We start from the raw sequence: 13,706 nt of genomic DNA, 5'->3' as shown, positions 1-13,706 counted from the left end.
ATGACAAACGAGCTTGTCTCTTCACCCCCGATCTCGAAAGGGTCGAATGCAAAACGACCCGATGTGTATCTTACGATCGGCCTGCCAACGACGTTGCTGGCCCTTGTCGTCCTGTTCAGCATTGCAACGCCCACCTTTTCCCATTTGGACAATCTGACGAGCATGATCCGCTCCGCGAGCGTCTCGGCCCTGATGTTCATGGGGCTGACCTGGGTCTTTGCCATCGGCGAAATCGACGTCAGCTTCGTTTCGGTCGCATCGCTCTGCAACATGCTCGTCGCAGGTCTGGTATCGGACAATTACTCCTGGGGCTTTGCTTGTGCGGCGGCGCTTGTAGCGGGAGCTGCCGTGGGGATCATCAACGGCGTCCTCGTCGCGTATCTTCGATTGCCGTCTCTTGTGACGACAGTCGCGACAGGCGGCATTGCAACCGCTCTTGCTGCGGCTGTCGGACACGGATCGTCGATTTCCATCGTAGTGCCGGACGTCCTGCGTTCGATGGAGACTGCGCAGATCGGCCCGATCCCGCTCTTGGCTATCCTCTGTGCTGTTGTCTATCTCTGCGCATGGTACGTGCAGGAAAGACTTCGCGTTGGGCACTACATCTATGCAACGGCCGAGAACCGGCAGGCCGTCGTCGAAGCGGGCGTTCCCGTAAGAGTGATCGTTCTAAGCGCGTTTGTGCTTTCGGCGCTCTGCGGTGTCCTGGGCGGATTGTTGCTGACGATCGAATTGTCGTCGGGTCAGCCCTCGGTCGCCAGCACGCTCTTCCTGGACGGGTTAACTGCGGTCCTGCTCGGCGGAACCATGCTCCGGCTCGGTCGGCCGAATGTTCTCGGGACGCTCTTCAGCGTGCTCGTTCTGACAGTGCTGATCCGCGGCGGGGCCCTGCTCGGTTGGACGGATGCGATTTTCCAGACGATCAAAGGACTGCTGCTGCTCGTCGGGATCTTCTTGATCACCTACTGCACGGACGAACAGCGCCACGCTCGAAAATAGCGTCAGGACCCTTGTCCTTTGACGCAGACCACTGTGTCGGATCCGGCGAAGGGTCTGTGTCGCGGAGCCGATTGAATATTTCTTACCGAGCAAACTGCGCAGGCGGCCATTCGCCCAGCCGCGCGAAACCAGGAGACCTATGACATGACACAAGCTGGCAACAAAGTTGCTCTCGTCACGGGAGCAGCGCGCGGGATCGGCCGTGCACTCGCTGTGGGCTTTTCGGAAGCCGGATACGATGTTGCGATCAGCGATCTGAAAAGCCAGATCGACGGCCTGAAGGAAACCCAGGCAGCGATCGAGCGCAACGGGCGCGCCGCCTATCTGCAGACGATGGATGTCTCGGACAAGAAGGATGTGCAGTCGGCTGTGGAGCGTGTGCTATCGGAAGCCAAGCATATTGACGTCTTAATCAACAATGCCGGCATCTTGCGGCCATCCACGCTCGACGTTCTGAGCGAAGAGGATTTCGACGCGACGATGAACATCAACGTCAAAGGCCTTCTTTTCTGCTGCCAGGCCGTACTTCCGTCGATGCAGGCGCGGCGGGCCGGATCGATCATCAATATTGCGTCGATCGCGGGGCGGGGAGGCATCCCGACCCAAGGCCATTACGCTGCATCGAAGGCATCGGTCATCACGCTTACGCGGGTCCTATCACAGGAAGTCGGCACCTTCGGCATTCGCGTCAACGCGATCTGCCCGGGTGTGATCGTCACCGAGATGGGACGAAAAGTGTTGGGCACCGAAGAACAACAGCGTCACTGGATGAGCCTTGCTGCCCTCCGCCGTCTCGGCGACCCTCAGGACCTCGTCGGGCCGGCGCTGTTCCTCTCTTCTGAACAGTCTGCCTATATCACCGGCCAGGCCCTGAATGTCTGCGGCGGTACCAGCTTCGATTGAAGCCTCATCGACATCGAAACTCGTTCCAAGGATTACAAATCGTGAGTGCCGAACACAAGATCACGGCGAGCTGGAAGCAAGCCCCTCATCCGTCTAAACCGAATACATATTCCCGAAACCTGATGGTCGATTTCGGACACAATATTGTGGTCGGCGCATCAGCCTCTCCTGACTATCTCGGAGACGCCTCTCTGCCGGATCCCGAGCAGTTGTTCCTCTCGTCACTTTCGAGCTGCCACATGCTTTCATTCCTTGCCATCGCCGAGATGCGGGGATGCAAGGTCGTCTCCTATTACGACGAGGCGTCGGCCTATCTTGAGAAGGACCAGGGAGCGTTGGCACGGGTCAAGCGCGTCGTGCTCAGACCACGCGTCGAATTCGATCCCTCCGGCAAAATTCCCGATCGCGACGCCCTGGAGAAGATGCACGACAAGGCTCATGACATCTGCTTCATCGCGCGCTCGGTCACCACAGGGGTTTCCGTCGAACCCGACCGATCTGAATAAACGGGCCTTCGAAACCAGTTACCTATGCAATCTCTCCAGGGAGGACATCATGATTGCCGCAATCCAATTAAGCCGAAGCGAATTGCTCGATGCATACGAGAGAATGTTTGCGATCAGGACATTCGAAGAAACCATGCGTCGCGAATTTGCGGCCGGCAGCATTCCGGGCACCGTTCATCTTTATTGCGGTGAGGAGGCGTCGGCGGCAGGGATCTGCATGCTCCTGCAGGATGGCGACAAGATCTCTTCGACGCACCGGGGCCACGGACATTCTGTCGCCAAGGGATGTGACATTGAAGGGATGGTGAAGGAAATCATGGGCCGCCGCGACGGACTTTGCGGCGGCAAGGGCGGATCGCTTCATATTGCGGATCTTTCCAAGGGCATGCTCGGGGCAAACGGGATTGTCGGCGCCGGCGGCCCGATCGCGTGCGGCGCCGCACTCACGGCGAAGCTTCGCGGCGCGAACGATGTTTCCGTTGTTTTCTACGGTGACGGCGCCTCCAATCAGGGCGCGATTCTCGAATCCTACAATCTCGCCAAACTCTGGAATCTTCCCGTCCTCTTCGTCATCGAAGACAACGGCTATGCCGAGGCAACGCCTTCCCACTGGTCTGTGTCCGGGTCTCAGGTGCGTCGCGCCAATGCCTTCGATATTCCAGCCACGGAGATCGACGGCAATGATTTCTTCCAGGTCTACGATACCGCGGCCGGCATGATCGAGCGCGCCCGCGAGGGCGGTGGTCCGTCGCTCCTGCATATAAAGTTCACGCGCTACTACGGGCATTTCGAAGGTGATGCGCAGACCTACCGTGGCAAGGACGAGATCGCCGAAGCGCGCAAGCGCGATCCTCTTGACGTTTTTCGCAACCGTGTTCTCGACGCCGCCCTTCTCGGGCGCGGTGATCTCGATGCCGTCGAAACCAAGGTGAAAGACCTGCTTGAACAGGCCGTGATCGCAGCCAAAAACGCTCCGCTTCCAGAGGAAGCCGATCTTCTTACCCACGTCTACGTCGAATACTGAGCCCAAAAAGCGGAGGAGCAAATACATGCCCAGGAAGAGCTACAGACAAGCAATCAATGAGGCGATGCGCCAGGAAATGGAGCGCGATCCGTCCGTGATCCTCATGGGCGAGGACGTCTCGGGGGGTACTGCGACGGACGGTGAGCAGGACGCATGGGGCGGCCCATTCGGTGTCACCAAGGGGCTTTACACCCAGTTTGGTCCCAACCGGGTTCTCGACACCCACTTGGCGGAAATGTCCTTCATCGGCGCGGCCGTCGGCGCAGCGGCGACAGGCATGCGACCAATCGCCGAGCTGATGTATATCGACTTTATCGGCGTCTGCCTTGATCAGCTGATGAACCAGGCCGCGAAATTTCGCTATATGTTTGGCGGCAAGGCCACGACACCGCTTGTCATCCGGACCAGTTATGGTGTGAGCGGCAATGGAGCGGCCCAGCATTCCCAGGCGCTTTATCCCATCATGACCCATATTCCAGGTCTCAAGGTGGTCCTTCCGTCCAGCCCCTATGAGGCCAAGGGTCTTCTCATCCAGGCCATTCGCGACAATGACCCGGTCATCTTCTTTGAAAACCGGGCCCTCTACGATACGCAGGGCGAAGTCCCGGACGAGCCCTATGCGATACCGTTCGGACAGGCGAATGTCCTGCGGGAGGGAGATGACGTTACGATCGTGGCATTCGGCCGGATGGTGTCATTCGCGCTGTCTGCGGCAGAAGCGGCGCAGAAGCTCGGCATTTCGTGCACGGTCGTCGATCCTCGAACGACATCGCCTCTGGACGTTGAAACGATCCTTGAAACGGTCGGTGAAACCGGCCGCCTCGTGGTCGTCGATGAAGCAACGCCGCGCTGCTCGATGGCGACCGACATCGTCTCCCTCGTCTCGACCAATATTTTTGGACAACTGAAGTCCGCGCCGCAGGTCGTGACGGCTCCGCATTCCCCGGTGCCGTTCTCCCCGGTGCTTGAGTCTTTATACCTGCCATCGGTCGAGAAGATCACCGGCGCGATATTGGCCGCGGTCGGAAGAAGCCCCCTCGTTAACGCAGCCTGAGGGCGCCGAGGTCTTCCGGGGCCTCATTTTGCCTGCCGCTGCCGCTATCAATGGAAAAAAGTCATGACTGAGATTACAGCAATTACGATGCCCAAATGGGGCTTGACGATGGAAGAGGGTACCGTCGCCAAGTGGGCGGTCAACCCAGGCGATACGGTCTCCAAAGACCAGGAAATCGTCGATATCGAGACCACAAAAATCGCCAATGCCTATGAAAGTCCTGTGAATGGCATCCTTCGACGGGTCGTCGTGCAAGAGGGTGAGGTGGTCCCAGTCGGTGCGTTGATCGCGGTGGTCGCGCCGCAGGAGATCAGTGATGCCCAGATTGACGGATTTATCGCCGAATACCAGCAGGATGTGGTGCAAACGACAGCCAGTCCCGTGACGCAATCCATCACTCTTGCGGGCGGACTTGTCACTTATCTCAAGGTCGGGCCCGACGAGGGAGAGCCCGTGGTACTGGTGCATGGCTTCGGTGCGGACCACAAGGGCTGGCTGCTCAATCAGGCTGCCATCGCGGAGCGTCACCCGACCTACGCGCTCGATCTTCCAGGCCATGGCGCATCGTACAAGCAGGCTGACGACTTTACCGCGCAAGGTCTTGCCGGCGTTCTGCGGGCGTTTCTCGTTGAAATGAGCCTGACCGAGGTTCATCTCGTCGGACATTCCCTGGGTGCCGCCGTCGCAGCGATCGCTGCCTCGGATGCGGGCGACATCGTGAAAACGCTTACCCTCATCTCCCCGGCTGGCCTGGGGACTGAAATCAACGGTTCGTTCTTCGACGGGTTTATCGGGGAGACGCGTGCCAAAAAACTGCGGCCTTATGTCGAAATGCTGGTTGCCGAACCGAGCCTGGTGACAACCGAGATGGTCGAAGACATCCTGAAATCAAAGCGTCTCGACGGCGCGCAAGCCGCTTTGACCGAAGTGCGTGAGGCAAACTTTCCCGGATCGGAGCAGAAGGTATCGATCGGTGCTGCAATCGCGGATCTGAACATCCCGATCCAGATCATTCTCGGCGCAGAAGACAAGGTCATCCCAGGGGAGAAAACCAAGGAACAGCGCGGGGTCAAGATCGTCGAAATAGCAGGAGCCGGCCACATCCCGCATCTGGAAAAATCGGGCGATGTAAACCAACGAATTCAGATGCTTATTGGTGGTTGACCGCTTGAATATCATGGCCGGCGAACTGATATCTTAGTCGCCCGCTCGAGCTACGCTGAAAGGACATTTCCGGCGGGCTCGAGCGCAGGGGACGGTAGGCATTTCCAGCCGTCTCCGTGCCGGCGCTCATCGTGGCTGAGGCGCTTTGTCGCCAGGCGGGAGATTGCGACGAGGAATGAGAAATTGGGACGCCGCGATCGGCGGCAGAAAGTTGTTACGGCTATGACGACCATTTTGGATACGACCAAACACCAGGCTCTCCGTTTGCGGCATCCCGAAAAAGCCCATCGCCCGGATACGGAAGTGCTGCGTAAGCCGGAATGGATCCGCGTCAAAGCCCCGAATTCGAAAGGTTACGCCGAGACACGCTCGATCGTGAAGGAGCACAAGCTCGTCACCGTCTGCGAAGAGGCGGGTTGCCCGAATATCGGCGAGTGCTGGGACAAGAAGCACGCCACCTTCATGATCATGGGTGAGATCTGTACGCGCGCCTGTGCCTTCTGCAATGTCACGACCGGCAAGCCGAATGCGCTCGACATGGCCGAGCCTGAGAATGTTGCCAAGGCCGTCAAGCAGATGGGCCTGAGCCACGTCGTCATCACGTCGGTCGATCGTGACGATCTGGCGGATGGTGGCGCCGAGCATTTCGAAAAGGTGATCTGGGCCATCCGCGCGGCTTCGCCATTGACGACGATCGAGATCCTGACGCCGGACTTCCTGAAGAAGCCAGGGGCACTTGAACGCGTCGTTGCTGCCAAGCCAGACGTCTTCAACCACAATATGGAAACCGTTGCCGGCAACTACCTGACGGTTCGCCCCGGAGCGCGTTACTTCCACTCGATCCGCCTGCTGCAGCGGGTGAAGGAACTTGATCCGACGATGTTCACCAAGTCGGGCATCATGGTCGGCCTCGGCGAGGAGCGCAACGAGGTCCTGCAGCTGATGGACGACCTGCGTACCGCGGACGTGGACTTCCTGACGATCGGCCAGTATCTGCAGCCGACCCGCAAGCACCACAAGGTCGAAAGCTTTGTCACGCCGGAAGAGTTCAAGTCCTACGAAACGGTTGCCTATACCAAGGGCTTCCTGATGGTGGCGTCCAGCCCGCTGACACGTTCCTCGCATCATGCAGGCGACGACTTCGGTCGCCTGAAGATCGCCCGCGAGAAGAAGCTGCTTGCATAGTGCGGTCGTCTCCGCTTGCCGCTCCACCAACGCATCAGAGCATTCGTTGAATGCGGCTTCCCGGGGACCAATTCGAAAACGCCGTCAGATAAGGTCTGACGGCGTTCATGACATTCACCGGGTCCAGTTCGTCGTTGATAGAATGGCGCCAAGCCTGTTTACGGCGGATCGAGCAAACCGTCTGAGGCCGGTGCAGTCGAGACGCTGGCCTGGTTCCTGGCGCTTATAGATCAACGGGTAACCGATTGTGATTGCAGGCAAAGACTGACCGATGCGGTGGCTTCCGAATCCTTTCCGATGATCGGCCCGTAATGACCTCTAGCCTCTACCGGCCACGACCGAGGGGACGAGACCGAGTTTTTCTCCGACACGCTTCGCCGTTTCGATACGGGCGGCGGTGAGCGCGGCGATAGCGTCGCGTTGTCTCTCCAGAATATGGCGCGGTGCCCGTTCAGGCGCGCCGCTATCGAAGGGCGGCTCGGGTTGATATTGCATGTAGAGCTGAATCTGTTTGGCGACATCGTCCCCACGCGCCATTGCGGCGAGGCGCAGCGCACCATCGATGCCTGAGGTCACTCCGGCCGCGAATACCCAATTGCCGTCGATGACGACGCGCTCGCTAACTGGAATGGCGCCCAAAAGCGGAAGCACCTCCATGGATGCCCAGTGGGTGGTCGCCCGGCGTCCCTTCAAAAGGCCGGCAGCGCCAGCCAAGAGCGCACCGGTGCAAACGGAAAACACAAAGGCAGCTTCAGCTGCCTGTCGGCGAATGAAATCCAGGACTTCTTCGTCTTCCATCAAATTCTGCTGCCCCGGGCCGCCGGGGATATGCAGGATGTCGAGCTTTGGCATGTCACGCAGCGTGGTGGTGGGATAGAGCGGCAGCCCGTGGAAATCCTTCACCACTTCCATGTTTTTTGCTCCGATATGGACGGTAGCGTTCGGAATAGCGGAAAGGACTTCATAGGGACCGGTCAGGTCGATCTGATCAAGGCGGTCGAATATCAGCGAGCCTATATGCAGGTGCTGATCCGGTGCAAACCTCATATGTTTCTTCCTTTGCGCGTTTGTTGCCAACAGGGGTTCGTCCCGCCGTGCCGGCCGACGATGTTGGCAACTGGCTTAAATTGTAACGTGTTTGCCGATTGGGAAAGGGAAAGCGTGTCATCTGGACGGCGCTCGGCAATCGGCCGAGTTGGACAATGCGCAGAGATCGGCTCTGTTGCCGGCTATCCCATGGCCAACGGCAGCCTGCCAAACTGGATAGCATTGTCGATCAGCCGATTCGCGAAACCCCATTCATTGTCGTACCAGGCATAGACGGTAGCGTGCTCGCCACCGCCGATGACTTTGGTGAGTGTCGTATCAAAAATCGCCGAGGCGGAGTTATGGATGAAGTCGCTGGAGACCAGGGGCAGATCACTGATGGTCAGCAGTCCCTTCAGCGGCCCTTCGCCGGCGGCAGACCGTATCAACGCGTTGATCTCGTCGGCGGAAGTCGGACGCCCGCAGGTAAAGCTTACGACCAACAGGCAGACGTCGATGGTCGGAACGCGGATCGAAAATCCATCCAGTCGACCTTCCAGCTCTGGCAGGACAAGGCCGATTGCCGACGCTGCGCCTGTCTTGGTCGGGATAATGGATGCCATGGCAGAGCGGGCGCGGCGCGGATCGGGATGATAGACGTCCGTTAAAACCTGATCGTTGGTGACGGCATGTACCGTCGTCATGTTGCCCGCGATGATACCGATAGCGTCGTTCAGGGGCTTTGCGATTGTTGCCAAGCAGTTGGTCGTGCAGGATCCAATCGCAATGATACGATGGGTGTCCTTCAGGGCGTTGTCATTCACACCATAAACGATGGTTGCATCGATATCGCTGCCTGCCGGCGCGGAGATAATCACACGCTTTGCGCCTGCGGTGAGATGAGCCGACGCGGCCGCACGGTTTGCGAATATTCCGGTGCATTCGAGAACGAGATCAACATCGAGCACCCCCCACGGCAGCTTTGCCGGATCCCGTTCCGCTAGAACCTTGATAGGATCGCCGTTGACCACAAGCACTCCGTCGGCAACCGAGATCTCAGCCGGAAACTTGCCATGGGTCGTGTCGAATGCTGTCAAATGCGCGTTGATCTCTGCGCTCGCAAGATCGTTGATGGCGACAATTTCGATCGCCTCACGCTTATTGCTTTCGTAGAGCGCCCGAAGCGCATTTCTCCCAATGCGGCCATAGCCGTTGATCGCAACTCTCAGAACCATCATATGCCTCGTTTTTGACCGCGGCAGATTACGGTTGGGGGACCGTTCGACAAATGACAATTTTCCCTCATTTTCGGTTAGGCACGCCAACACCACCAGCTGTTTCCAGCTGTTGAGCTCGCTCAACCTCCTGACGATTGGGCAATCATCTACCGTAGACCGTCTGTGTGGCCCCTTTGGTTTTCAGATCTTGAAACCGCTGATGGCAAGCCGATGTCTGGTGATGGCGGATCAGGAGGTGACCCCGAAGATGAGAGGAAAAAAGCCGGCACCAAAGTGCCGGCCTCGGTGCGGGCTAGGATTTCTCGTGCCCTGCGAGCGCTTCCATGTCCGCTTCGCTCAGCCTGTCGCTCGCCGCATTGCGTTGGTGCCAATAAGGATAGGGGAGAGGGCTTTTGCTGACGTTGTCGAGAAGTTGACGCTCGTCTGTAGATAGTCCCAGTTGGGCTGCCCCCAAATTATCCTGGAACTGCGCTTCCGTTCGACCCCCGATGACGATCGAGGTAACCGACTTTCGGCCGATCAGCCAGGACAATGCGACTTGCGCCGGCGAGACCCCCTTATTTTCGGCAATCGAGACTAGGGTTTCGACAATGTTCCAGAGACGGTTCTCATCGCGGATCGGCGGTTCCGTCCAACCGGCGAACTGGCGACTATCTTCGGGTGCTGCCTGGTTGCGGCGATGCTTGCCGGATAGCAGCCCGCCTGCGAGCGGGCTCCAGACAAGGACGCCAAGGCCCTGATCGACCGCGACCGGCAGCAACTCATGCTCGGCGTCGCGCGATTCCAGGCTATAGTGGATCTGCTGGCAGACGAACCGCTGGCGCATGTCGCGTTCGCTGACCCCAAGTGCCTTGACGATATGCCAGCCCGAGAAATTTGAGCAGCCAACGTATCGGACCTTGCCCTGCCGGACGAGCGTATCGAGGGCTTCCATGGTTTCTTCGAGGGGAGTATGGCCGTCCCAATGATGCAACTGATAGAGATCGATGACATCCGTCTTCAGGCGGCGCAGGCTGGCCTCACAGGCTTCGATAAGGTGATAGCGGGAGTTGCCGGCATTGTTCACACCGTTGCCCATCGGGTAGCGCGCCTTCGTTGCGATGAGGACGCTGTCTTTTTGCTTGCCCCGCAGAATTTCACCGACGATTTCTTCGGACCGGCCATCGGAATAGGCATCGGCCGTGTCGAGCAGATTGACGCCCTTATCGATGCAGAGATCGACGAGCCGTCTGGCTTCGGAAACGTCAAGAGCCCCGGTTTTCTGCGCCCAGCCAGCGCCGCCAAAGGTCATGGTCCCCATTGTGATCGTCGAAATTTTCAGACCTGAGCGGCCTAGCTGCCGGTATTCCATTCGTCTCCTCCTTGATAAACTGATGTTTGGTTGATTGATCGCCTGCAACGACGGGGCGTGCAGGTTGAACGGGATGAGGAAGGCGCAATGCCTTGATCGACGCCGCTTGCGGCGTGGCCCATGGTGATCCGCTCACGCACGGGGAGGGTCCCTACGCGCTGGGCAGAACCGCTCGATTGGCGCAAAAATGTGCGTAGGGCGCCTCGAAGAATTCAATGATCGTGCCCCAGGGATCCATGCAGTAGACGAGACGCCTGTTCTGTTCGGGGTAGAGCTGCCATTTCTTCGACAATACCTTGCCCCCGTTTTGCGTGATCAGTTCGGCTGTTACGTCAATGTCTGCAGTGGTCAGACAGATGTGAAAAATCCCGGATCGCGAAAAGTCGAAGGTGTTTTCAGGGGCGTAAGTCTTCGGCTCCATGAATTGGAACATTTCAATTCCCACACCGCAGGCCGTCGTTAGATGGGCGATCCTGACTTTGCCGAAAGCGTCACCAAAAATATCCTTGACGATGGCGCCGAGGTGACTTCCGTCGTCACTTGCCTCAGCCGGCTCGGCGAGGACGAAACAGCCAAGGACGTCTCGGTACCAGGACACGGCAGCGTCCACGTTGGGGAAGTTGATGCCGACATGGTTCATCGTGAAAAGCTGCTCTGTCATTTGGGTAAATCCCGATCGTGGTCAGATCGTTGCGTCAATTCGGAGTTGGAATCGCGAAGGGGTAGATGATCCCTGCGAAATGGGCGGGACTGCCTGTGCGATCGCGAAAACATCTGCCGTGCGCCATCACTTGCCTGATCGTCCCTGCGCCATCCGTCACTCGGTAGACGGCGCTATAGGGCTGACCGTCGGCGACGGCCCTCAACCAAAGTTTGACGACGTCGTCGCGATCGGCCTGGTGAACACGGGCAAGGTAGTCGACAGGGGAGAGGCCGAGCAGCGCCGCCTTCGGATTAAGTCCGAAGAGGGCTGCAACAGCCGTGTCCGCATAGAGCGCATTCTCGGCAAGCGACCAGGTGAATATGCCAGCTTCTGCATCCTCCTCCATTCGAGCCCTCCTCCAGCTCAAAAATACCGTCTAAACGCGGTGCACAGTGCAGCGTCTTGAAGCGGCGCATCGGCCGCGCCCGGATGAACCGGGTTTATGGCCGATCAACTGCCCATATGCCGTCTCCCGAACGGCAAGGGCGAGCGTAGCGCTATTTCCCGGAGACAACGGCTAGATCCGGCTCCAACCTGAAACGCCCTGCCCGCCTCAGCTGTCCTCCGCTTTTGCGCCTCCCAGGACCTCCTCCAAATCGACCGTGCCATGCAAAACTGATCGAATGATAAAAATTTGTCAATGGTTCATCGCGAAATCTGGGCAATCATCGACTTTTGAAGGATTTGGTCGGCGGAGAGGGTTTGAAATCTTGAGGTGGCTACGATCGCTGAAAAAGATGGGCGCAAGGTCCGCAGCTTTTTCGGAAGTATCAGGTTTTGAAGTGTGAATTTGCCCGGAAAATCCACAGGCATATAGGAAAAATTATCAATCGATCAAAAAAGCTTGACGCAAGCCGCGAATTGCAGGACGTTCTGCGCCGATCAGATTGTGATGCATCTCATCGGAGGAGGTTGAGGTGACCCGAGTTGGAAATTTTTCTGTCAGCGCTTTCGTCGTCGACGACCGGCCCCATCCCGGGGGTGGCGCGCTGAAACTGGGTCGGCAATTCTCTTTCCCGCCGTGCTTTCGATTTCCCAGATCGATGGTGCGATCAAACATGTGCCTTCGGCGCCGTAGTCGCTTGTGACGCCTTTTGTCCACGGCCGCCTTCGCAATCCCCCAGCATTTAAGGAGACAATCATCATGAAAACAGTTTTGGTCGCGGGCGCCGTTGGTGTCATCGGACGCGCTGTCCTTGCACATTTCGAACAGCAAAAAGATGTCAGGATCATTGGTCTGTCCAGACGCCGTCCCGAATTCGAGACCCGCGCCGAACACATCTCGGTCGATCTTCTGGACGAGGCCGACACGGTGTCGAAGCTTGCTGAGGCAAGCGGAACGACGCATATCGTCTATGCGGCCTACAAGGAGCTTCCGACACGTCACGAGCTCGTCGCCCCCAATCTTGCCATGCTGCGCAATGTCGTGAAGGCCGTGGAGCAGACGTCTCCATCGCTGAAGCATGTGACGCTGATGCAGGGGGGGAAAGCCTATGGGTGTCACCTTGGACCGTTCCCGACGCCGGCACGGGAAGACGACCCCAGACATATCTCGCCGAATTTCTACTATGACCAGGAAGACTTCCTTCGGGAACATTCGGCGGGAAAGGATTGGTCATGGTCCGCCCTTAGACCCGAAGCGGTCTGCGGAATGGCGGTCGGCAATCCGATGAACCTGCTGATGGTGATCGCCGTCTACGCGACGATATGCCGGGCACTCAAGCTTCCGCTAACGTTCCCTGGCACCGATACCTCGTACAATACGCTTTACCAGGTGACCGACGCCCGGATCCTGGCGCAGGCGACAGACTGGGCCGGATCTGCAGATGCTGCACGCGGCGAAGTCTACAACATCACCAACGGTGATTATTTCCGCTGGGTGCGGCTGTGGCCACGCATCGCCGAATTCTTCAAGTTGCCGGTCGGCGCGCCCCTTCCGTTCTCGATGCAAGAGATGATGGCAGACAAAAGAGCAATCTGGGACGGTCTTGTCCGCGACCATGGTCTTGCGCCCTACGGATACGACGAAATCGCAAACTGGAACTTCGGCGATCTCGTCCTGAAAACCCCCTACGACAATATCACCAGCACGATCAAGGCGCGCAAACACGGGTTTTCGGACTGTATCGACACGGAAGACATGTTCAAGGAGCACTTTACGAGCCTTATCGAAAAGCGGGTTATTCCAGCACCCGTCTGACCGAGCTGCGAGGGCATTTTCAGCCTCTCGGGTTGAGATTTCGGTCAGGCCGCCTGCCTCCCAAGCAAGCAGGACGCAGCCTCGCCACGACTGGCGAGGCTGCGTGAGGACGGCGGCTAGTGGGGCGAGCCCGTCCCATCTCGCCTGATGGCCTTACTCGATCGCAACTATAACCGTTTAACCGCAGCGGCGCTCAACCGGCCGTTTTTATTGAAGGGGCAGCCGACATGAAACTTGGTGCGCTGAAAGAAGTTTCCGAAAACGAGTCTCGCGTATCTCTTTCGCCGGAGAGTGCATTGCATCTTGTCAAGCTTGGTCATGATTGTCTGATCGAGGCGGGAGCGGGTGAGGGG

Annotated in this window: 14 protein-coding genes; 9 read left to right on the top strand and 5 right to left on the bottom strand. The window is 58.2% G+C overall.

Annotation, left to right across the window (positions count from 1 at the left end):
• From ACIQJ2_RS35390 to lipA, 7 genes are all read left to right on the top strand, one after another.
• Window positions 1-999, top strand: a complete 999-nt coding sequence (locus ACIQJ2_RS35390) for an ABC transporter permease (protein WP_113503370.1) — start codon at window positions 1-3, stop codon at window positions 997-999.
• A 144-nt stretch (window positions 1,000-1,143) separates the two neighbouring features.
• Entirely contained in the window at window positions 1,144-1,902 is a 759-nt protein-coding gene (locus tag ACIQJ2_RS35385; protein WP_113380163.1) for an SDR family NAD(P)-dependent oxidoreductase, read from the top strand.
• A gap of 41 nt (window positions 1,903-1,943) precedes the next feature.
• Window positions 1,944-2,408 (top strand): OsmC family protein, encoded by a 465-nt coding sequence (locus ACIQJ2_RS35380; RefSeq protein WP_400676774.1) that lies wholly within the window; start codon window positions 1,944-1,946, stop codon window positions 2,406-2,408.
• Window positions 2,409-2,457: 49 nt separating this feature from the next.
• On the top strand, window positions 2,458-3,432 hold the full coding sequence (locus ACIQJ2_RS35375) for a thiamine pyrophosphate-dependent dehydrogenase E1 component subunit alpha (RefSeq protein WP_400676776.1): 975 nt from the start codon (window positions 2,458-2,460) through the stop codon (window positions 3,430-3,432).
• Between the two features lie 25 nt (window positions 3,433-3,457).
• Window positions 3,458-4,486 carry an alpha-ketoacid dehydrogenase subunit beta gene (locus ACIQJ2_RS35370; protein ID WP_400676778.1) on the top strand — a complete coding sequence of 343 codons (1,029 nt, stop codon included), beginning with the start codon at window positions 3,458-3,460 and terminating at the stop codon, window positions 4,484-4,486.
• Between the two features lie 63 nt (window positions 4,487-4,549).
• On the top strand, window positions 4,550-5,650 hold the full coding sequence (locus ACIQJ2_RS35365; RefSeq protein ID WP_400676780.1) for an acetoin dehydrogenase dihydrolipoyllysine-residue acetyltransferase subunit: 1,101 nt from the start codon (window positions 4,550-4,552) through the stop codon (window positions 5,648-5,650).
• Between the two features lie 222 nt (window positions 5,651-5,872).
• The gene (gene lipA / locus ACIQJ2_RS35360) at window positions 5,873-6,835 is read left to right on the top strand and encodes a lipoyl synthase (protein WP_400676782.1); all 963 of its coding nucleotides are present in this window, start codon (window positions 5,873-5,875) and stop codon (window positions 6,833-6,835) included.
• A gap of 318 nt (window positions 6,836-7,153) precedes the next feature.
• Here the strand turns inward: lipA and ACIQJ2_RS35355 are convergent, their stop codons facing one another.
• From ACIQJ2_RS35355 to ACIQJ2_RS35335, 5 genes are all read right to left on the bottom strand, one after another.
• Window positions 7,154-7,882, bottom strand: coding sequence for a DJ-1/PfpI family protein (locus ACIQJ2_RS35355; RefSeq protein WP_113380159.1), 729 nt, complete (start codon window positions 7,880-7,882; stop codon window positions 7,154-7,156).
• 182 nt (window positions 7,883-8,064) lie between these two features.
• On the bottom strand, window positions 8,065-9,096 hold the full coding sequence (gap, locus tag ACIQJ2_RS35350) for a type I glyceraldehyde-3-phosphate dehydrogenase (protein ID WP_400676793.1): 1,032 nt from the start codon (window positions 9,094-9,096) through the stop codon (window positions 8,065-8,067).
• A gap of 295 nt (window positions 9,097-9,391) precedes the next feature.
• Entirely contained in the window at window positions 9,392-10,450 is a 1,059-nt protein-coding gene (locus tag ACIQJ2_RS35345; RefSeq protein ID WP_400676783.1) for an aldo/keto reductase, read from the bottom strand.
• 151 nt (window positions 10,451-10,601) lie between these two features.
• Entirely contained in the window at window positions 10,602-11,111 is a 510-nt protein-coding gene (locus tag ACIQJ2_RS35340; RefSeq protein ID WP_400676785.1) for a VOC family protein, read from the bottom strand.
• 34 nt (window positions 11,112-11,145) lie between these two features.
• Window positions 11,146-11,499, bottom strand: a complete 354-nt coding sequence (locus ACIQJ2_RS35335) for a PAS domain-containing protein (RefSeq protein ID WP_400676787.1) — start codon at window positions 11,497-11,499, stop codon at window positions 11,146-11,148.
• Window positions 11,500-12,297: 798 nt separating this feature from the next.
• Here ACIQJ2_RS35335 and ACIQJ2_RS35330 point away from each other — a divergent pair.
• Window positions 12,298-13,353 (top strand): SDR family oxidoreductase, encoded by a 1,056-nt coding sequence (locus ACIQJ2_RS35330; RefSeq protein WP_113380155.1) that lies wholly within the window; start codon window positions 12,298-12,300, stop codon window positions 13,351-13,353.
• A gap of 227 nt (window positions 13,354-13,580) precedes the next feature.
• Window positions 13,581-13,706 (top strand): hypothetical protein (locus ACIQJ2_RS35325; RefSeq protein ID WP_400676795.1); only part of this gene is annotated, 126 nt, incomplete at its 3' end.

The organism is Rhizobium sp. NPDC092011 (assembly GCF_044756305.1).
In the GTDB taxonomy this organism is placed as follows: domain Bacteria; phylum Pseudomonadota; class Alphaproteobacteria; order Rhizobiales; family Rhizobiaceae; genus Rhizobium.
This window is presented reverse-complemented; position numbering and strand designations above follow the sequence as displayed.